At 39.5% G+C, this 20,128-nt stretch carries 20 protein-coding genes and 1 pseudogene; 19 read left to right on the forward strand and 2 right to left on the reverse strand.

What is annotated here, in order from left to right:
* Window positions 1–2: 2 nt before the first annotated feature.
* The 5 genes and pseudogenes from CZ379_RS07890 to CZ379_RS26605 all read left to right on the forward strand — a co-directional run bounded on the left by CZ379_RS07890 (window position 3) and on the right by CZ379_RS26605 (window position 3,139).
* The gene (locus CZ379_RS07890; protein WP_110931154.1) at window positions 3–833 is read left to right on the forward strand and encodes a CoA transferase subunit A; all 831 of its coding nucleotides are present in this window, start codon (window positions 3–5) and stop codon (window positions 831–833) included.
* A complete protein-coding gene (locus CZ379_RS07895) occupies window positions 830–1,573 on the forward strand; it encodes a CoA-transferase subunit beta (protein WP_234404854.1) in 744 nt (247 codons plus the stop codon). The genes CZ379_RS07890 and CZ379_RS07895 overlap by 4 nt, the downstream gene beginning before the upstream one ends.
* 592 nt (window positions 1,574–2,165) lie before the next feature.
* Window positions 2,166–2,351, forward strand: a pseudogene (locus CZ379_RS27150) (transposase); the annotation flags it as partial.
* Window positions 2,352–2,360: 9 nt separating this feature from the next.
* Window positions 2,361–2,810 (forward strand): transposase, encoded by a 450-nt coding sequence (locus tag CZ379_RS26600; RefSeq protein ID WP_407668700.1) that lies wholly within the window; start codon window positions 2,361–2,363, stop codon window positions 2,808–2,810.
* Entirely contained in the window at window positions 2,807–3,139 is a 333-nt protein-coding gene (locus CZ379_RS26605; RefSeq protein WP_234404856.1) for a transposase, read from the forward strand. The genes CZ379_RS26600 and CZ379_RS26605 overlap by 4 nt, the downstream gene beginning before the upstream one ends.
* A gap of 442 nt (window positions 3,140–3,581) precedes the next feature.
* On the opposite strand, the gene CZ379_RS07905 is transcribed toward CZ379_RS26605, so the two are convergent.
* Window positions 3,582–4,226 (reverse strand): hypothetical protein, encoded by a 645-nt coding sequence (locus CZ379_RS07905; RefSeq protein WP_110931155.1) that lies wholly within the window; start codon window positions 4,224–4,226, stop codon window positions 3,582–3,584.
* A 333-nt stretch (window positions 4,227–4,559) separates the two neighbouring features.
* On the opposite strand from CZ379_RS07905, the gene CZ379_RS07910 reads away from it, so the two are divergent.
* The 8 genes from CZ379_RS07910 (at window position 4,560) to galU (ending at window position 10,903) form a co-directional block, all read left to right on the forward strand.
* Window positions 4,560–5,177: an RNA polymerase sigma factor gene (locus CZ379_RS07910; RefSeq protein ID WP_110931156.1), complete on the forward strand. Its 618-nt coding sequence runs from the start codon at window positions 4,560–4,562 to the stop codon at window positions 5,175–5,177.
* The gene (locus tag CZ379_RS07915) at window positions 5,167–5,349 is read left to right on the forward strand and encodes a YvrJ family protein (RefSeq protein ID WP_110931157.1); all 183 of its coding nucleotides are present in this window, start codon (window positions 5,167–5,169) and stop codon (window positions 5,347–5,349) included. Before CZ379_RS07910 ends, CZ379_RS07915 begins: the two co-directional genes overlap by 11 nt.
* Window positions 5,342–5,596, forward strand: a complete 255-nt coding sequence (locus CZ379_RS07920; RefSeq protein WP_199925529.1) for a helix-turn-helix domain-containing protein — start codon at window positions 5,342–5,344, stop codon at window positions 5,594–5,596. Before CZ379_RS07915 ends, CZ379_RS07920 begins: the two co-directional genes overlap by 8 nt.
* A gap of 108 nt (window positions 5,597–5,704) precedes the next feature.
* A complete protein-coding gene (locus tag CZ379_RS07925; RefSeq protein ID WP_110931159.1) occupies window positions 5,705–6,145 on the forward strand; it encodes a hypothetical protein in 441 nt (146 codons plus the stop codon).
* 484 nt (window positions 6,146–6,629) lie between these two features.
* On the forward strand, window positions 6,630–7,859 hold the full coding sequence (locus CZ379_RS07930) for a hypothetical protein (RefSeq protein ID WP_110931160.1): 1,230 nt from the start codon (window positions 6,630–6,632) through the stop codon (window positions 7,857–7,859).
* Window positions 7,860–8,382: 523 nt separating this feature from the next.
* Window positions 8,383–9,015 (forward strand): hypothetical protein, encoded by a 633-nt coding sequence (locus CZ379_RS07935; RefSeq protein WP_110931161.1) that lies wholly within the window; start codon window positions 8,383–8,385, stop codon window positions 9,013–9,015.
* A gap of 604 nt (window positions 9,016–9,619) precedes the next feature.
* Complete coding sequence (locus CZ379_RS07940) at window positions 9,620–9,814, forward strand: hypothetical protein (protein ID WP_110931162.1); 195 nt, start codon at window positions 9,620–9,622, stop codon at window positions 9,812–9,814.
* A 195-nt stretch (window positions 9,815–10,009) separates the two neighbouring features.
* Complete coding sequence (galU, locus tag CZ379_RS07945; RefSeq protein ID WP_110931163.1) at window positions 10,010–10,903, forward strand: UTP--glucose-1-phosphate uridylyltransferase GalU; 894 nt, start codon at window positions 10,010–10,012, stop codon at window positions 10,901–10,903.
* 22 nt (window positions 10,904–10,925) lie between these two features.
* Here the strand turns inward: galU and CZ379_RS07950 are convergent, their stop codons facing one another.
* A complete protein-coding gene (locus tag CZ379_RS07950) occupies window positions 10,926–13,382 on the reverse strand; it encodes an O-antigen ligase family protein (RefSeq protein WP_110931164.1) in 2,457 nt (818 codons plus the stop codon).
* Window positions 13,383–13,610: 228 nt separating this feature from the next.
* Between CZ379_RS07950 and CZ379_RS07955 the strand changes: the two genes are divergently transcribed.
* The 6 genes from CZ379_RS07955 to CZ379_RS07980 are packed head-to-tail and all read left to right on the forward strand — an operon-like array spanning window position 13,611 to window position 20,108.
* Complete coding sequence (locus CZ379_RS07955; RefSeq protein ID WP_110931165.1) at window positions 13,611–14,393, forward strand: ABC transporter permease; 783 nt, start codon at window positions 13,611–13,613, stop codon at window positions 14,391–14,393.
* Between the two features lie 15 nt (window positions 14,394–14,408).
* The gene (locus tag CZ379_RS07960) at window positions 14,409–15,143 is read left to right on the forward strand and encodes an ABC transporter ATP-binding protein (RefSeq protein ID WP_234404858.1); all 735 of its coding nucleotides are present in this window, start codon (window positions 14,409–14,411) and stop codon (window positions 15,141–15,143) included.
* Between the two features lie 4 nt (window positions 15,144–15,147).
* Entirely contained in the window at window positions 15,148–16,653 is a 1,506-nt protein-coding gene (locus tag CZ379_RS07965) for a class I SAM-dependent methyltransferase (protein ID WP_110931166.1), read from the forward strand.
* Window positions 16,654–16,678: 25 nt separating this feature from the next.
* Complete coding sequence (locus CZ379_RS07970; RefSeq protein WP_110931167.1) at window positions 16,679–17,833, forward strand: glycosyltransferase; 1,155 nt, start codon at window positions 16,679–16,681, stop codon at window positions 17,831–17,833.
* Between the two features lie 10 nt (window positions 17,834–17,843).
* On the forward strand, window positions 17,844–19,682 hold the full coding sequence (locus tag CZ379_RS07975) for a glycosyltransferase (protein ID WP_234404859.1): 1,839 nt from the start codon (window positions 17,844–17,846) through the stop codon (window positions 19,680–19,682).
* Between the two features lie 15 nt (window positions 19,683–19,697).
* On the forward strand, window positions 19,698–20,108 hold the full coding sequence (locus CZ379_RS07980) for a sugar 3,4-ketoisomerase (RefSeq protein ID WP_110931169.1): 411 nt from the start codon (window positions 19,698–19,700) through the stop codon (window positions 20,106–20,108).
* Window positions 20,109–20,128 lie beyond the last annotated feature (20 nt).

Raw genomic sequence — 20,128 nt, forward strand, 5'->3', positions numbered from 1 at the left:
GGATGAGTTCAAAAATGATAAGTTTGGAAGAAGCGGCGGGATTAGTCCATGACGGTGACCGCATTGCCTTCGGCGGCAATGTGCTGCACCGTGCGCCGATGGCAATGGTGCGTGAGTTGGCCCGTCAGCGGCGGAAGAATCTTCGCATTGTGAAGACGGCAGGAGCGCATGACATTGATCTTCTGTGTGCTGCTGGTTGTGTGGAGTCCGTTGATGCGGGATTCGTCAGCTATGAGACGGAATTTGGTCTGGCGATGCATTACCGCAAAGCGGTAGAAGCCGGAAGAGTGATCGGTAATGAGCATGCCTGCTATACCATAATTTGCGCTCTGCGTGCGGCGGCAGCGGGAGCGCCGTTTATGCCTGTTGTTGGACTTAAGGCTGGAGACCTGCTGGAGGCAGCGGATTATTTCCGGGTGATACAGGACCCGTTCAGCGGCGATCCGGTAACGGTTGTTCAGGCAATTGTGCCGAATGTTGCTGTCATTCACGTTCAAGAGGCTGATGATCTGGGCAATGCCATCATTTATGGACCGAAATTTGAGGATGCGCTGATGAGCCGCGCGGCACGTAAAGTGATCGTAACAACAGAGAAGGTCGTACCCCGCAGTAAAATCAGGATGCGCCCTGATTTAGTCGACATTCCCGGATTTCTAGTCAGTGCCGTGGTGCATGCCCCGAGAGGTGCGGCGCCTTGCTCGGTGGAGAAGGCCTATGATGCTGATACGAAGGCTATCGAGCGCTTTAAGAAGCTCAAAGCTGAGGAAATGGACGTCTATTTGCGCGAGTACGAGACGAAGGACAGAGGTTTTAAGGCAGGTGGATTAAGATGAGTATAAATTTCATGAGCAAGGGCGCTGAGCCGAGAGTATGCGATATTATGATCTGCGCCATGGCAAGGCTATTAAGAGATGAGGATCGTGTATTCCACGGCGTATCGTCGCAGATGCCAATGGTAGCGATGATGCTGGCCAGACATATGCATGCCCCGAATCTCGTTCATCTGAATATTCCCGGTGGTGTCAATCCGGCTTCGATTAAGAAGCCGTCATACTCCTCGGCAGGCTCCGAATTGCTGGCGAGCGGCGAAGCTTATTTCCCGCTAGAGTATGTATTCGATCTGTCCATGCGCGGAGGGCTTGATGTAGCCTTCCTTGGTGGCGTACAGTTTGATGTTACGGGTAATGTCAATGCATCTGTCATTGGTGATTATCATAAGCCGAAGGTACGTCTGCCCGGCGGAGCAGGCAGCGCGGTGCTGATCCCTACAGCGAAGCGCGCGATCATCTGGCGTACGAAGCATGATAAGCGTACCTTTGTGGAGAAGGTTGATTTTGTGACGACCAGGGGAAACCTGTGGAAGATCGTCACGAATCTATGTGTCTTTGAATTCAAGAATGGTAGCTTGCACCTGGATTCGATTCATCCGACCTCCTCACTTGAAGAGGTGGCTGCCAACACGGACTTCCCGCTGCGCTACGACGAGATTCGCTATACCCCACTGCCGACAGAGCGCGAAATGAGCCTGTTGAAGCAGATCGACCCCTTCGATTATCGTGCGAAGGAAATGTAATATTTTGCATAGAGTCGTTCGACCTGGATAAAGCCGGGAAACGGACGGCTCTTTTGGCATGTTCTTGAATCTAGTCAGTAGAGTGGTGGATGGGCTCGGGGGTAGAAGTTTGCACCAGGAGTTGCTCAGTTCATCTGAAGCGTGGAAAGTGGTCGGATCTGCTGCTCCTTTGTCTCTCTAACGAAATTACAGAACGCTATTACCTCAAAAATAGTGCCAAATTGAATCCAACGAAACTGCATATCGTCATTGAGACTAAATATAGGCTTACAGTGCTTCGTTTACATTACTTTAAAAAACAGACCCAAGCTTTTTGTATCATGCATTAATAGCATAAATTATATTTGTAAATGAGCATTTTGCATTAATCTAAGCCCTTGATGAACAAAGGTTTTTGAGCACAAAAAAGGGACTTCATCCCGACTTGGAGAAGTTTTCAAGTGACCAAACCAGAAAACCCAAGGGAGGGGAGTCACTTTGTATATTCTACAAGAAAGTCTATTTTCCCTTTGATGAGCTACAAAAACTTGAATCTAAGGAATGTTTGCCTATCTTTTTCAGTCCCCTAGACTTACGACCCTATGCTAAGTAATTGAGAAGTTATTCAGCCCGAGGTGCCGACGGGCGTTGTAGGCAAGGGATTCTTCGAGCGCTGCTTGCTGCACCGCTCGAGAATATCAATACATTTACGGGTCTACATCGTCGTTTGGATGTCGATCTTCGCTTTCGTTATCAGTGTGGACTTCGGCTGGATCGTGAAGCTCCTTCTATCGCGACATTAAGCCGCGTGTTTGCTGAATTAGCCAGCAAGGGGTTGGCTAAACGCCTGTTTGAAGATTTCGTCCTCCAATGTAAGAAGGAAGGAATCATCGACGGAAGTCATGTTGCGATCGATAGTGCAGCAATTCATGCCTATGAGATGAAGCAGCCAAAACGGAAAAGCGAGCGGACTGGCAATGCCAACTGGGGCGCGAAGTTCGACTCGTTTGGCAACAAGGTCAAGTGGTTCGGCTACAAGCTTCATCTTGCCGTTGACACTGCAAGCGCTACCGATGGAGCTCTCCGTCACGCCAGCTCATGTCAACGACGGCGATATGGCTCCGTCACTCATAGGAAAGTAGCAGCGGGAACGAAAGTGAAGTTCTTTATTCTTGATGCGGGATATGACCAACTGAAAAACTACGATGCAGCGCGAAACGTAAAAGCCCAGGCGATTATTCCGATGGTGATTACTTGAAATTTCGCTGTCCCCATGCCACAGGTAAGATCGACTGTCCGCTCGGCACGGCTTCATGCTCGGCATCCAACTATGGAATGGTCGTTAAAGTCGATACGAAAAGCGATTTACGACGCTACTCGAGTCCACATCGGGACACGAAACGCTGGAAGGAGCTTTATAACGAAAGAACAAGTGTTGAACGATGTAACTCCCGGTTGAAAACTTATCTGACCGCGGATGCCATGCGCGTCTGGGGCAATCAAAAGGTGACCACTCACCAGTACCTAAACGCGATCGTATTACTGGCCTTATTTTCTGAAATGGAATTATGCAAAATGCTCACATAAATATCATACTGTACCACGCCTTTTTGATTAACCAATTGTTCTTTCCCGAAAAGAAGTAGCTACAGTCCGTGAATTCATCGGATATCATGACACTGCCATGAACCTTCACCGTTTACACCTCACTGCAATATTGGACGCAAGCCGATTTCGGCCTAGCAAGTCGCGGAGATTTACAAAGCTCGGCAAATTGAGCTGTTGTTTCGCTGGATTAAATAAAATGCATCCTTTAGTTTGTTAATTTAAAACACATCCTTATCCCATAAATATTAAACCTCCCTCGAAATAATATATGCTATCACTTGCCAGTATATATTTATCCAAATAAATATAAATATAGAAATTGATTTTAATATATTTCAATGAAATTATTGTATGCCGAATAGTATTAAATTCTTTAAATTAAAAATATCAAATATATAGAAGAATAGCCTAAAAACTGTCCTCAATCTTTAAGCGAAGCGATTATCCTGCCCACAGATAGGATTGTCGTATAATCAGCGGTCGTTCCAGTATGCTCGTGACCAGTCGGCCAAAAGATTGTTGAAGTCGGTGGATTAGAATTCAATGAAGACATCGTTACCCATGTACCGCAGCTGTCTCTAAAGCTAAAGCAGTCGCATATTACGGCATCATGACGTGTTGCCCATTCGGGAAGAGGATCGGGAATGGATTCGAATTTTTGATCGCAAGCCGCGACGACGAGCCTGGCATTTGTTAAAGCACCAAAGGGCTCTGCTTCAGCATAGAAGGTTTTTACAACCTCACCGGCAACCTTGAATTCCAACTGGTTATCGCAATTCATGGATAACTCGATCGGTATCGTTGCCCCTCCTTTTATCATCCAAGGCCCCCCATCGTTGGAAAATCCGGTATTCCAGAACCAGTGCCAGTAATCGTTAGCTGTTTCAGCAGGCTTAGTGGACAGGCCGCACTCGTAGTGAACATTCGCACCATATACGCCTAAATAAAAGTTAATGAACCCTACATTTTTCTCGAAGGTTGCAGTTTTGGGCAACTGAATGGTTGTTTTTAGCCCATATACGGCCTTGTCCGTCGACCAACGCAGAATTTTTGCATACTCTTCCATTACGATTACCTCTTTTCGTTATGTTTTTTAGGAAAAAGAGAGGAGAATCCATAGGCATGTCCACAATTTTTCCTCTCATATAGAAAGGTATTTATAGAAGGTGTTTCACAACCTGGTTATAAATGATACTTGAGTTTTAGATGCTGAAGCTCTATATAATTACCAATAAGGTAACTTTTCTATCTATTGTTGACTAATTGATACCAAAATGGTAACATGCAGAAAAACAAACTTATACTATATGACAATTCTAAGGACTAATGGTTAACAGGTTGTTTTTATGTATGCTTGTAACACTTTAGTAATATAAAGGAAATCCAGGAGGTGTTTTGAATGATTCTAACTAAATCTCAAAAAAGAACTTTTGATAATTATTATCAAAAAAATGAAGCTGTATTTTCAAATAGTATAGTCAGTAGTTTTTTTCAAAATGAAGAGAACATTGTTCTTTTACTTAAAGCAGTAGACCATGAACAAAAATATTTACCTGAACTAAACGAGAAATTTCGCAAGTATTTTTTTAGAGTTCGTTTTACGAAGTACTTGGTTTCTACTGTGCATTATTGTGCAATTGATCATATGAGGCAAAACCACAAAATGAAAAAAAGAAATATGCTTATATTTGATAGTCCGATATCTGATAAGGATATGTCTGTAACTTACGGGGAATTACTTCTTAGCAAACATGCAACTCAAGCTTCCGACATACCAAATTGCAGTCTCTCCACTTTTCCAGATTCCATAACCAATGATCATCTATCGAAGGCTTTTTCTCTCCTCACCAGCAAACAACAACAAATTATTACCTACAGCTATGTTTTATGCTACAAGGATGTTGAAATTTCCCGATTATTGGGTATTTCACAGCAAGCTGTGTGCAAAGCTAGAAATGCAGCACTGCGAAGACTACGACTCATCATCGAGGAAGGGGGTGATTCCGATGGAAAATAATCAATCCCTAGCTTTTATATTTACAGCTATTAGTCAGGTAGGCTTTCCAATTGTATTGACAGGTTATTTACTTCTTCGCTTTGAAAAAAAACTAGAGCATTTAACACAAACGATATCAAAACTTATTGATGTAATTCATAAAAAAGTGAGTGGGGAAGGTAATGATGGATGAACTATTTGATTTGGTGATCCAGGCACAAAATGGCGACCGTGAGGCAGTATATGAGGTAATAAAGATTATACTACCAGCTATAAAAAGTGTGCGAAACAAGATAGAACATAATAATAGAGATGATCTTGAACAAGAAATTATGGCGACGCTTATCAAAAAAATTTTATCGTATGACTTAACCCAGATCCCTGATTTCTCTACCTTCTTTATAGTTCTACAAAAACCGCAGAGTTATTATAAATCGTGATATCTAAAGTAAATAGGCTATCGTGTCGTGTATGGTATAGGAGTTCGTCAATATCTCCGTGTTTGGGTTGTTGTTAACACTTTCGAGATTTAGGGGGGACTCTTATTTATGTGCTCAAACATTACTACTCGTTATACTAGAAGTGATACAAATGTACAAGACCTGCATGTTTTAGAATCAAAAGATTTAACGGAGTTACACTTTGAAGATTCTCTTACTCATACGAATCAGAATACAAAATCAACAATAATAAAGTCAGATGGACTAGTAAATATCCATATCCAAACTAATTCTCAACAAGTAGTAGAGAAAATTTTTAGAGAGGAGGATGCGGGTTTGTGGTTTGATGAGGTGAGTTACATTAACCACATCAAGTATGAAATCGAGAATAATAAAATTACAGCTACCCTTTTAGGCGCAGTAAGCCCTTCGCTAGTTGTCGTAACTGTAAAAGTAGAATATGATGAGGATCTAAAAGTTGCAGATTTAGTTATTACTGAATTCCCTCAGAAGATATTTGTTTTTTCTCCTCCCATAGAAGAAATTTGATCTTTGTCAAAATAGTAGATACAGATTTTTTGCGCGACATCCAATAGGTACATACGTTCGAATTTGGAAGGCGTGTGTACCTATTGTGCAGAATTGATGCGCTGGTTGTTATAAAAAGACCTCGATGTATTCAAAAATGCTCTGCTTTTCGTCTTCGCGAATTCGGTACTTATTGAAATAAATCAGTGATATAGGTGATATCAGTCACCCATGTCTCGTTTGGCTTACTCGCTGTAAACTCTTCGTTCATTACGTTTTCTTGCACCGGCCGTAAAGCGTGTTTGCATTAATATTTAATTTGCGACCCACCTCCGCGACAGACTTCCCACTCTCCTTTATAAATTGAACTGTTTGTACGCCTCACCATGCGTAGTCTTTTTCATAGACACAGACTCCTTTCATCGCTCTTTTTTATTTGAGTTGCACCGCAACATTTTGCAACATCATTCGTATATACAAAAAAATGGAAAGTGGTGATCACGTCGTGCGAAGAATTATTACGAAATTATTGATATGTGCCGGGTTGCTAGCTTCTGTTGTCCTTCCGTTACAGGTTGGCTCTGTTCAGGCATCGAAATCTGAACTGCCAATCATTGAAAGTGACGCGGCCGTGTTTCAATTGATACCGCACAAAATATCTGCAAAATTGAACAAATCAACCATCACCTTGGATTCGGAGTCCTTAAAGGCATCTCCGCTGCTTATGAAGAAAGGCAACCTCTACTTACCGATCAAGTGGCTAGAGCTAGCGCATGTTGGAAAGATCATGAAAAGCACAAAAACGAATAGTTATTGGGTAGAGTTTAGCCCAGATCATCCAACTAACTTTTCGATCATTCATTTCAAGCCTGACAGCTCCAAGCTATATATTGAAGAGAACGGCAAACTTATAGTGACCGAGGATGCTCAGAAGATTCTGCCACCGTTTATAAAAAGCAATACGTTGTATGTTCCAGTTTCAATGTTGCCGCGGATGGGGATCAACTATAACTGGAGTCAGGGAACTTTGCAGTTGACGTGGAATGAGATGTCAGCGAAAGTCCTGAACCCTGTCTATACGACAGAGGCGGATCGCATCACGTTCAGTTCATTGGTTCAAAAGGGGTACGGGGACGTTTATTTAATGCATAGCATGGGTCTTGGCGGTATGACCGGCATTCCGGATAGTAAAGGGCCAAAGGCCACCGACAAGTTGATCAAAATTGGAAATCGTGAATTTAGTCGGGTTGAGTTTTCCGTTGATCTCCGTCCAGGACCGAATCCGCTGCAGATTCATTCTAATGACAATCCATCTGCAGACATCATCGTCAATCGGATCGTTAAGGATCCATCCTTGATTCCTATCCGATATCCCCATGATACGTATGCGGATAGTCTCGTGTTTATGGAACCAACACAAGGCTACCTGCGGGTAAAGGCCGGAGAAGCCATAGAAATTAGCGGATCTGTCTTTACGGAGAATACGCAGAGTCTTGGGTTGGAATTGACGAGGTTTCAGAATGGAGACTATCAAATAAGTGGCAACCGAACAGTCGTTCAGATAAACGAGAATAGAGAGTTTAGTGGCTCGATCGCGATTAATGAGCCAGGCAGTTATTTGATTAATATACTTAAACTTAGTCGGGACGTATTCGGAAGGGGAGAGACACCGCGGTACATTTCAGAGAAACGGGCGGAGATTGCGGTTGAAGTACTGCCGAAAGGCAGCAAGTAGTGAAAATAGCTAAGAAGTATACGCATGCAGGGCTATCCGTGGGATAGCTCTTTTTTTAAAAAAATTACACTAGGCTTATTGCCACTAATATCCACTGAGCAATTGCCTGATAATTACATAGATCATGCGTGCTTATCTGGGCACGCCTCACCTAAAAGCACCCTATAATTTAGCTAAGCTAATCATAGGGTGCTTTCCCATATCTGCTTTTTCGGGTGATTCAAAGAATATATACGAGATATCTTTCGCAAAACCGTAGCATGTCTCAAACATTACTTACCAATAAAGTTGCCATAAAAATATTCTATTTAGGGTTGTTAATTCTGCAGGTCAGGACACTTTATATGTCATAAGCCAAGTTAATCTGAAAGAACGAGAAACGAGGCTGAGGTATAAGTTCCCACGTTAGCTGCTGAGGGATACAGTCAGTTCAATGTGGTATCCCGAACCTTACCTATACAGTATTTCCTATGAAGATAACAACGAAACTACAAAAAAACAAAATGAGAGGAAGTAATAAACTATGGCTGAATATGCAAAGCTTGTTAAAGTTAAAACTAATAACGTTAATGACAAAGGATTCAAAGCAACATTACAATTACCAAGCAGTAAGACCTTGCCAGGAATATATGATTATATTAATTTTTATGTTGGCATTGGTACTTATGAATGCGGTATATCTTGTAAAGACAATTCTGATTGGAGAGAGAATGGCGTATTGAAGTGGCGTGCTTTTATGAATGGGGAAAGCTCTACAACTTATGGTCAAAATAAATACTCTGACGGTGGTATTGTCACAATTTCAATTGAAAGAAACGACCAGAACATAGTGGAGTTCAGGGTGAATGGTGTTAAAATATCAAACTTCACTAAACCACTCACCACTTATGAAAACTCTGCACGGTTAATCTTAGCTGCTTATCAAGCAACAGGAACCACTCCACCACTAGCGCCATGGAAAGTTAAACATCATCAAGTAAGGGCTTATGAAATGAAATATAAAAATAGCTCAGGTAATTGGGTTGCCTTTACAAATGGTAGTAATGTAACGACAGAAGAATGGCCACCAGGAGTAGCAACCCCGGACGGTATGAAGTACACTCTGGATAAGTCATATATTGGTAACGCTGAGGTATATGCATCTTTAAATAAATAATTTTTGAAATATGGTACTATGTAGGTCCCCTAAAGTTTTTTTGGGGGACTTACTTCTTGTGCAGTAAATTCTACCATTCATGTCGAATGTTATAATCACAAAAATATGCCGACTTCTGTTCCCTCAAAAGGGTGTCGATGACTCCCTCCCTCAGATACTTATGAATGAGTGAGATCACTCGTTCATCCTTGAACATCTTGGATAGACTTCGATGAGTTTACGATAGTAGGTAATATTCCCTTGAAATATTTGTTCTTATCATCTCACAATAGCAGCCTCCTTAAAAATAACTTCTACTGAGCCGAGGAGTTGCTCGAGTTTCTATACTCATATCCAAGCCCCCCAGGAACTATTTTCCCATCACCTATAAAAGAATGCTCATCGTCAATCCACTTTATTTGATAGATTGGCGCTAATCAAGACAGCCTTCTGTGTTGGTGCTAATCACCCTCCTAAATTCAAACATTTAGTGAACACAGCCTCTGAAAAGCCTGGAGAGACTAAGGGCCAGCCCCCGATAAAACCTCATTCATGATATAATGTAAGCGTAACCAAAATGATATGCGTTCGTGTTGTTCATTCATTTTGAAGGGGGATGAATTTCATGTTCGAAGGGTTCTTGGAAATGCAGGCCGTGGTTACTCGTGTACATGTGAAGCTAGAGCTCGGCGGGGAATTGGAGTATCGCAGGCTCGAATATGATACGGATCGATTTCTTCATACACCGGAGCCAGGCAGACATCATCCTAGCCAGGAGCAGTCTCGTCGCTTCTCTATACGCAAAATTTGGAATCAGTAGAGGTAGACGGGGCAGGTTAGAGCCTGATCCGTTGCAAAGCAGCAAATGCAGTGCCATTCAGACATAGACGGTTTTCCCGGATGACATTTGGGAGCCGTCTTTTTTACTTCGGTGGAGTTTACGTCGTTGTCCATATTTTGTGTATAATAGGCATATATTATTTCAGGTCTTTTAATTAGAAAGGGACAAAGAAATATGAAAATTCGTAAAGCGATTATTCCGGCCGCAGGACTCGGAACGCGGTTCTTGCCAGCGACAAAAGCGATGCCTAAAGAAATGCTGCCCATTCTAGATAAGCCGACGATACAATATATTGTCGAGGAAGCGGTAGCCTCGGGGATCGAGGATATCATCATAGTTACGGGGAAAGGAAAACGGGCGATCGAGGATCATTTCGATCATTCGTTCGAGCTGGAGTACAACCTCCATGAAAAAGGCAAGTGGAAGCTGCTAGAAGAGGTTCGGAAATCCTCCGAGATGGCAGACATCCATTATATTCGGCAGAAAGAGCCGAAGGGTCTGGGGCATGCGATTTGGTGCGCGAGGAAGTTTATTGGCGACGAGCCTTTCGCCGTGCTGCTCGGGGATGATATTGTCGAATCAGAGAGGCCGTGTCTGCGTCAAATGATGGAAGTGTATAACGAACAGAAGTCTTCAATCGTGGGAGTACAGCCAGTGCCATGGAGCGAGGTTTCACGGTATGGCATTGTTGACGGAACGGAAGTCGAGGAGCGGGTTTATATTGCCAATCAACTGGTGGAGAAGCCGGATGCCGATAAAGCGCCTTCGAACCTGGCCATCATGGGGAGATACATTTTAACGCCAGCTATCTTTGGCATTTTGGAGGAACAGCGTATCGGCGTAGGGGGCGAAATCCAATTGACCGATGCGATCTCCAGGTTGAAGGAATATGAGCGGGTAATCGCTTATAATTTTGAGGGAACCCGGCATGATGTGGGTGAGAAGCTTGGATTTATCAAAACAACAATACACTATGCCTTGCAAAGTGAAGAGCTGAGAGATCAACTGTTGGATTATATGGCGCAAATTATAGATAGAAATGAACATACAAAAACGGCCTCTCGTTAAACGAGAAGCCGTTTTTGTATACTTAAAACTGCAGATTTGCAAGCTGATCGATAGAGTCTTTCTCTGCAGGGTCGATTAGGATGAGTTGATCGTAAACGGCCTGATCGCTTGCTCCGCTTTTTTGCAATGCAGCAAGGTACCAACGCGCGATTTCCCGTCTGGTTAGATCATTTAGATCTTCGCTTAAGCCATCCTTCAAAATCGTGACTGCCTGCTCCGGCTCATTCATCATGAACTGCATCTTGCCGGCACTTAACGTCATTTGCGGCGTAATGTAAAATTCTCCGCCTTGGAACTGTCCTGGAGGCAGCGTCTTTAAATGTTCCACTCCAGCGGCAACATGCGCATACGCATCTAGACCGGTTTTGAAGTATTGCTCTTTTTCGGTGATATTGGCTTGACCAAGCGCTTGATAACCGAGCTCATAGGATTGATTGATCAGTTGATCATACCAGTTCATATCCCAGGCATACTTGTCTGCGTTGTCCCGAAGGATGGCGTAGACTTGCTCGGATTCCCCTTTTAACTGGTGCAGGGCGATAAGCTGGTTATAGATATTTTTATTAAACGGTTCTTTCTTTAAGGCGCTCGTTAGCAAGCTGTAGCTTTCATTGTAGAAAGACTCGTCTTGCGTTTGTTCATAGCCAGCTTTCATAAGTACGTGCAAATTCAACACAGCGTCTGGCTGGTTGGCGCGCTTTTGAAGCGCACGTTCGAGCGGTGCTTTGATCTCCTGGAAGTTCGTGCTCGTGCTCATCAGCTCTCTGCCTCTAGTCACTTCATCATTAGCTTGAATATAGCGAATAGAAGTAAAAATCAGAATGAGAGAAGCGACAACCGTTACTGCGCCGTACACTCCACGAGCTGTAGTGGCTTTCAAAGCAAGCCGCTTAACGGGTTTGTTATCCATAGCAGCGGCCATACCGGCCAGCCCGAGGAAAACGATGATGCCGATGTAGACATAACTCATATTGAAGTCCATCATGCTATGAATCAACAACGAGAATACGAGGATAAAGTACATGAAATAAGATTCGCGCTGCTCCTCGGATGAACGAATATAGCCTTTGATATATTTATAGAAAATAAACAGGATAAAAGCCAAGAACACGACAAATCCCAAAATACCAACCTCAACCAAATACTGCATGACAAAGCTGTGAGCTTGTCGGCTGAGATAAGGGTTGTTCTGATATTTCTCATATAGGGAGGCCCAGGCTCCACCGCCCGCACCGATCACAGGGTAGTCCATCATGACCTTCATGGCATCCTTATAGAAGGTTAGGCGCTCGAGTACACTGTGTTGCTGGAAGTTAATATTCTCTAGGCGCTCGCCGATGTTGCCAGGCAATAAATGCTTGGCATTAGTTCCCAAAAAGACTGCAGCTAAAATGACGACAGCTACGACAGAGCCAATGGGCAGCCACAGATTTGCAAGCTTTCGCTTCGATAAGCCGCTTAGGCGCTGCTCCAGCTTTGGAGCTAGGAAACGTTGAATTGCCCAGGCGAGAGCTGCAACGATAACGGATGCGATGAGAACGTACCCCCAACCTTTGGCTGGATCATTGATCAGTCCTTGATGGAATTGCTGCCCCAAATCTGTTACCGGCTTGGCGATCAGTAGTGTGCCAACTCCGGCGATCAAGCAATACATAATCCACAGAATCTGCTTCGCAGGTTTTAGAAACAGAAGCAGCGCGACAAATACGACTGGCAGGAAAACCAGCCCCCCGCGCGACAGCGTCAGTAGAATAGATAGCGCCATCGGTACGAGCATGAAAGCATGAATCGCTTGCACATACCATTTCCGGGAGCGTGTAATCGCGAACACGGCCACAAAAAAGAAAGCCATCAGAAATGCGGCGTAGGTGTTCGGATATTGGAATACGGAGGCCAGCCGTGGGCCGTTCGCGTCAATCCACACTGCTTGGTGATATTGTCCTTCATAAACCGTACCGGAAAACCATTTGACAATCGCGGATGCGGTTCTTCCTTGACCTAGCCAGTTGAGCAGCCCGAACATTACGATAATGTAAGCTGCCGTAATTGTCGTCGTCTCTACAAACCGATTCGCTTGTTTATTTTGCAGTAAGTACAAGCCTATAATAAACATGATGGCGTAGAGACATTGAATGAACATCATATTCATAGCAAAATAATGCGATGCCGCAGATATAAGCGAAATCAGGTACGTTATCGGCAGCAGTATGACGAAGACTGCTGTCCAATCCCGCTGATCCTCGAGCTTGATTTTCTTGTAGTATGCGACCAGCCAGATGAGCAGCAGGAAGCTGCCAATGATCACTGACCAGAAAATAGGCTTATCAAATTGCAATAAAAGACCGTTGAACAAGCCCGCTTGGAATGGAGCCCATATCATCAAAATGACAATACCAATCTTTAACAGCCACAAAACAGTCGACAATTTCTCTCCATTTCTCGACGCTGCGGCCTTTTTCCCGTATACTGGATTCGACAAGGTTTCAATCTCCTTTGCTTGTAGATACGTTAGTATTTTAGCATAAATTGAAGCAGAGATACTATTATTCTTGGGAAGGTATAATTATATATTGATATAACATAGAGCAAGGTGAAAATTGTATATTAAGAAGAGGTGTTGTCATAGTTTTTATGAAGTAAATAAAAAGTATAAAAGCAATTAGATTCATTATTAAATTGATATTTAATTAGAATTTTTGAAAAGTCGGTGATTGATTTGAGTTTTATTTATAACTTTTTTAAATATACAGAGTTACTAAAACAATTAGTAATTAGGGATCTTAAAGTGAAGTATAGACATTCTATATTAGGAATATTTTGGAGTATACTTAACCCACTACTTACAATGGTTGTTATATCCATAGTTTTTAGTAATCTTTTCAGATTTGATATTGAGAATTTTGCTGTATATTTTATGAGTGCTAGTTTATTGTTTTCATTTTTTAGCGAAGCCACTACTGTGGCAATGACTTCAGTTATTGGCGGAGCTAGTCTAATAAGTAAGGTGTATATTCCTAAGTATTTATTTCCACTTTCTAAATGTCTGTCATCGTTTGTGCATCTGATGTTAAGCTTTGCAGCCCTATTAATTATCATGTTCTCAACAGGTATTAGAATAAATTATACGATTTTTGCAATCCCACTTATATTTGTTTTAATCTTAGTATTTTCTATTGGGATTTCTTTGATTCTTAGTTCGGTATCCGTATTTTTTCGAGATATGACTCATTTATATTCAGTTTTAACATTGATGTTAATGTATATGACTCCAATATTTTATCCTGCGAGCATAGTTCCAGAGAAATTTAAATTTATCCATGATTTTAATCCTTTATTTTACTATGTAGAGTCTTTTCGAGAGATTATACTTGAGCAACGACTTCCATCATTGGATTATGTAATAATTTGTTCAATCATGTCCTTCGCAGCATTGATTATTGGCTTGTATGTTTTTTATAAGCGCCAGGATAAGTTTATTCTACATTTATAGAAGTAAGGGGAAATTATGACAATAAAAATGATTGAAGTATCAGATGTGTCAATGAAATTTAATTTGTATAAAGAAAAGGTAAATTCAATTAAAGAGTATTTTATTAAAGTGTTGCAAGGAAAAATGAGTTATGAGGAATTTTGGGCAATAAAAGAGGTATCTTTTACAGTTAACAAGGGGGAAATTTTTGGGATAATTGGATACAATGGGGCCGGAAAAAGCACGCTGCTTAAATTGGTTTCTGGAATTATGAAGCCTACAGTAGGAAGTGTAAAAATAAACGGTTCTATTGCACCATTAATCGAGCTAGGTGCGGGCTTTGATCCAGAGCTCTCAGCACGAGAAAATATATACCTTAATGGTGCAGTATTGGGGTACTCCAAGCAATATATGGATAAGAAGTTTAATGAAATTATTGCTTTTTCTGAGTTAGAGAGTTTTGTGGACATTGCGGTTAAGAATTATTCTTCTGGTATGTATGCGAGGCTAGGATTCTCTATTGCTACCTCCATTCAACCGGATATATTAATTGTGGATGAAATTTTGTCGGTTGGAGATGTGAAATTTCAAGAAAAGAGTTTGAATAGAATTAAACAAATGATAGATCAAGGTACTACAGTGGTTTTGGTAACTCATAATATTGATCAGGTTAAAAGCATGTGCAATAGGGTCATGTGGCTTCAAAATGGCTGCATTAGACGTATTGGCTCGCCCGAAGAGGTTGTTAATGAATTTTTAAAGGAAGGGTGAAAGTATGCTGAAATATGACGTTAATTTGGATGAAAACTCTGATAATTCTTTATCATTAATATTACGAAATATTGAGAGGAATTCAGTAGTATTAGAATTTGGCCCTGCTACTGGAAGAATGACTAAATATTTAAAGGAAAAGTTGAATTGTGATGTCTACATTGTAGAGATCGATCCAGAATCCGCACGAATCGCCTCTCAATACTCAAGTGATTGTGTTATAGGAAACATAGAAGAATACGCTTGGCTTGAGCATTTTGATGGCATTGAGTTTGATTACATTGTGTTTGCTGATGTGTTAGAGCATCTATACCAACCGCAAAAGGTTTTGTTAGAGTCGAAGAGACTATTAAAAGAGAACGGTTCAATATTTGTATCAATTCCAAATGTAGCACATAATTCTATTATCATTGACTTAATTAACAATAGATTCGATTATCAAGAGATCGGTTTGTTAGATAATACTCATATTAGATTTTTTACTTATAATAGCTTAATGAAGATGTTTGAAAAGGCGTTTTTGAAGCCTATTAAAAGTCTAGCCACTTATAACCGTCCGAAGGATACCGAATTAAATAATGACTATGATTCCATTAGCAATGAAATGCTGAAGTTTTTATTAAAGAATAGGGAATATGGTGAAGTTTATCAATTTGTATTTGAGCTTAAGAGAAGTAGCAACGAAGAATTAACCGTGAGAAATATTAAAACTACGCCAAATTACTATTACGCGCAGTTATTTATAAATGATGGAAACGGATTTAACGAATCACAAACAATCATTCAATATACAAATTACTTCGGGCAAGATCTAAGTGTTGCTTTCGACTTATCTGCTTTTACAAATATTCAGCAATTGAGAATTGACCCTTTAAATAGTTCCTGTATCGTCAAAGTTAAAAATATTATTATAAATGATGATTTTTACATTAAGGAATGGACAACAAATGCAATAAGGGAATGGGGTGGCGTGCTTCTCTTTGATACAAACGATCCGCAAATATTGATCGATACACACCGATTTGATGAAGTATGGAAGATTGAAATTGTTTACGAAATATTTGCTTACAGTCATGATTTTATGACATTTTCCTCCTATATAGCCGACTTTATTGATGATACTTTGATGGATAATCAAAAAAAGTCTGCCTATATTAATGAGTTAGAGTCACAACTTAGTTTGATAAAGGAAAAGGCAGCTCAGGACGAACAAGCATGCACCCTTGAACTTGAAAATAAAGCTACTTTATTTCAGCAGCAGGAGGAATTGTTAGCTGAGAAGAACAGTGTTATTTCGGAAGTAACTAAACAATTGGAAGAAGTTCAATTAGAGCTTGATAATGTAAACAGGGAATTTATAGCTAAGTTATCTACAAAAGAAGAAGATATTATACGGCTAAAAGGTCAACTGCAAAATATGAAGCAGCAATATGACCAATTAGGCCAAGAACATAATGAATTGATGAATAGAAAGAAGTTTTTCTTTCAAAAAGTAAAACGAAATAATTGATATATCTAGTTGTAGGAGGAGTTGCATGAGTAGAAAGTTGTCATTAATTACTCCCTTGTATAACACGCCTTTGAATTACCTGGAAGAAATTAAGCAGCAGATATTACCGTATAATGAAAAGATAGAATGGGTCTTAGTAATTGATTCTCCATTCAATAAGGAACTTGTAGAATACGTAGATGAGTTGAAGAGGAAATATGAGTTTATTAAGGTTCACTCTAATATAAAAAACCTTGGTATTTATAAGAGTTATGTGGCAGGTTATGAGTTAGCATCGGGGGATTATTGCGGAATTTTAGATCATGATGATCACTTAGATTTAGATGCTGTAGTGGCTTATCTAGAGGCTGAAAATGATTTTGATCTTTTGTACACGAATGAGTATAAATTTGATGATCAGAATAAGTTTGATTTTTTTGATAAACCTCAACTAGATATTTTGAGTACTGTTTTTTACTTTTATACTCATCATATTACTCTTATGAGAACACAGATTGTTAAACGGATTGTTAAAGAGTACAGTTCGGAAAAGTATAGCTCGATATTTGATATTTGTCTAATGTTGGATTATCTCCGTGAATTTAAAAAATCTGAGATAAATGTTGTTCATATTGACTCTTATTCTTATGGTTGGAGAGTTCATCAGGATAGCACTGCGCTAAATATTGATCAAAAGCCGGCTGCACATATAGAAAGAATCATGAAAGTTGAAGAGTTTTTCAAAGAATTTGATGAAACCCCTATTGTATCAATCGATAAAGATATACAATATTTGGTTTGTTCAGAATTTTTCTCTGGTTACGATTTGTATAAAACTCCATTTACGAGCAATTTGGAAGAGGTTAAGAGATGGTTTGATTCATTGGCGGATGGTCAAAATGTTTCTTGGATTGGAAGTCAGCCAGAATCATTGGATCTCATAGTAGAAATTTTAAGAATTTCACGTCGAGTTCCTTTTAAATATTTATTGGAATATACAAATGCACCTATCTTAATTATCCCAAGAAGTTCCTATATTTATTTACAATCAGAACCAAGCTATCAAAGGCATTTGCCGAATGTTCCTTTTATTATGAACCGGGATTTAAACTTTGTTGCCGTCAATAACTTAAAAGGATTGCTATTTAACGCTAAGCCAGATGTCACTAAGGATCAAGTAAACATAATAGTCATAAAGTGAGGTTTTTTTGTTGAATAAGTGTTCAGTACTACTCCCGGTGTATAACGGTGAAGCCTTTATAAGGCAGGCATTGGATTCAGTATTAACTCAAGATTACCCTAATTTTGAGGTTGTAATTGTGGACGATTGTTCTTCGGATTCTTCACGAGATATTATTTTGGAGTATAAGCAAAAGTATACGAACAAAATTAAATTTATCCAGAATGAAAAGAATGGTGGTGTTGGTCTTGCTCTTTTAAAGGCTTTTAAAGAAACGGAATCAACTTATATAGCGCAAATTGGGCAAGATGATATATGGGGAAAAGATTATTTGAGTAGTCAAATCCATTACATTGAAACTAACGGCTGCAATGTAGTGTTCTCTAAAGTTACATACATTGGTGATAATGGGGACAAGTTGAAGGATGTAGCAATGTTCAGACATGATAATATGGATATGCTGAACAGCAGAGACTTTTTTTCTGAATTAATTGGGGGTAATTTTTTGTGTGCTCCTTCATCAGTTTTTAAGATTGATGAAGAAATCGAAGATATTGTCACGCAATTCTGGGGGTACAATAACGATAGATTGCAGGATTTTGAGTTATGGCTTAATTTGGCCTGCTATTATAAATTTGGTTTCAATAAGAAAGCGAACTGTAATTATCGAATTCATCAGAATAATTTTAGTAAAGAAGAAAAACGTATAACTCAAGGCAAATATGAATTTTATGCTACGTTAAAGAGAGTGTTATTCTCCGAAGGTTTTGTGCAATTTTTAAAGAATCAGAAAGACAAGAAGGCATTTCTAGAATCTATCATCATTAGAATTCAAGTGAATATAGCCTACTCTAAATTGTTGTTTGTTTTATTAGTAGAGTGGTGTGAGTATTTATTAAACCTTGGTTTCGATATAGACCTTATTAGGTATGTAATGGCTGATTATTATAATCGTATGGGTTTGCTCAGTAAATGTATTTCAAATTATGGCAAGCTATATCATAAAATTAATGCCTTTGTATTAAAACCTTTTAATAACCCGAGTTTACAATATCTTGTTAATAGTGGAACATTTGAATTTCATTCTGATCTAAATAGCATTGATGTAAATACCATATGTTTAATTGATTCATCTTTATTAGATTATGCTATGAACAATTCTAAATTAATGCATCACTTAGCAGCAAGAAAAGTCATGATCTTTTGCAAAAAGGAAGAGCAAAATGCTTTGCAGATGAGATTTCCCGAATTGCTAATCATTTCGGATGAGGAAGAAACGAATGTTGAACGAAAAATAATAACTTATATTGAAGATAAAACAAATATGTTTTCCACAGGATTTTTCTTTGATCACGAGACACTCAATAGTAGTATTACGAGTCAAATGTATAGAAAAATTAAAATTACTCCAAGTAAGGATGAACAAATTAGAAGAGTACAATTTATAAGTTCTTCTAATATAAACTGTACCTTTTCTACTATTACAGATACAAATATTGATATTCTATCCGCCGAGAACAATGAATATTTACTAGACTCAGTCTCAAAAGGGGATATTTATTTAAAAGTTGAAGATGGTTTAGAGTTAGGTCAAAAAATCATTGTAAATAATAAACTATATATTTTATTTAATATAGAATTTCACGAAGAAATTATACCTGTTTATAAAGAGATTTCATACTATTCACTTAACATATATAGTGATATTGTTCCTAATCATCAAAATCCTTTTCTAGAATTAGAATATCATGCTATAGTCAATTCGCGTTCTTATCGTTATATGATGAAATTAAAGAAATTTGTTCATAAATATAAATTGCTTAGGTTTGTTAATTTTATAGATATGGGTTTGAGAAAAATTACGAGATGATAATTAGGAGGAAATATGAGGTATGTTGATATTATAGATTTCCATATTTTTGGGGATCATCGAGGATCGTTAATTTCATTAGAAGAGAACAGCGAGGTTGTACCATTTGATGTAAAGAGAGTGTACTATATTTTTGATACGAAAGAAGATGTAATAAGAGGGAAGCATGCCCATAGAAATTTGGAGCAACTTGTTATAGCGGTTAGCGGAGAATGTAATTTTTACGTGGATAATGGAATTGAAAGGAAAACAATAAAATTGGATCATCCATCAAAGGGAGTTTATATAAAAGGGATGGTCTGGAGAGAAATGATGGATTTCTCAGAAGATTGTGTATTAATGGTTTTGGCGAGTGAGCATTATGATGTAGCGGATTATATTTATGATTATGAGGAATTTTTAAAAACGGCTAGAGAAAAGCTTTAAGGAAGTTAAATTAGGGGGTT

It is taken from the genome of Paenibacillus bouchesdurhonensis (genome assembly GCF_900155685.1).
In the GTDB taxonomy this organism is placed as follows: domain Bacteria; phylum Bacillota; class Bacilli; order Paenibacillales; family Paenibacillaceae; genus Fontibacillus; species Fontibacillus bouchesdurhonensis.

Bases quoted from the DNA above. Each gene is read 5' to 3' on its own strand.
- CZ379_RS07915 (WP_110931157.1), top strand. From the start codon at position 5,167: ATGGAAAATAATCAATCCCTAGCTTTTATATTTACAGCTATTAGTCAG.
- CZ379_RS07980 (WP_110931169.1), top strand. From the start codon at position 19,698: ATGAGGTATGTTGATATTATAGATTTCCATATTTTTGGGGATCATCGA.
- galU (WP_110931163.1), top strand. From the start codon at position 10,010: ATGAAAATTCGTAAAGCGATTATTCCGGCCGCAGGACTCGGAACGCGG.
- CZ379_RS07905 (WP_110931155.1), bottom strand. From the start codon at position 4,226: ATGGAAGAGTATGCAAAAATTCTGCGTTGGTCGACGGACAAGGCCGTA.
- CZ379_RS07910 (WP_110931156.1), top strand. From the start codon at position 4,560: ATGATTCTAACTAAATCTCAAAAAAGAACTTTTGATAATTATTATCAA.
- CZ379_RS07970 (WP_110931167.1), top strand. From the start codon at position 16,679: ATGAGTAGAAAGTTGTCATTAATTACTCCCTTGTATAACACGCCTTTG.
- CZ379_RS07965 (WP_110931166.1), top strand. From the start codon at position 15,148: ATGCTGAAATATGACGTTAATTTGGATGAAAACTCTGATAATTCTTTA.
- CZ379_RS07895 (WP_234404854.1), top strand. From the start codon at position 830: ATGAGTATAAATTTCATGAGCAAGGGCGCTGAGCCGAGAGTATGCGAT.
- CZ379_RS07920 (WP_199925529.1), top strand. From the start codon at position 5,342: ATGGATGAACTATTTGATTTGGTGATCCAGGCACAAAATGGCGACCGT.
- CZ379_RS07925 (WP_110931159.1), top strand. From the start codon at position 5,705: ATGTGCTCAAACATTACTACTCGTTATACTAGAAGTGATACAAATGTA.
- CZ379_RS07935 (WP_110931161.1), top strand. From the start codon at position 8,383: ATGGCTGAATATGCAAAGCTTGTTAAAGTTAAAACTAATAACGTTAAT.
- CZ379_RS07960 (WP_234404858.1), top strand. From the start codon at position 14,409: ATGACAATAAAAATGATTGAAGTATCAGATGTGTCAATGAAATTTAAT.
- CZ379_RS07940 (WP_110931162.1), top strand. From the start codon at position 9,620: ATGTTCGAAGGGTTCTTGGAAATGCAGGCCGTGGTTACTCGTGTACAT.
- CZ379_RS07890 (WP_110931154.1), top strand. From the start codon at position 3: ATGAGTTCAAAAATGATAAGTTTGGAAGAAGCGGCGGGATTAGTCCAT.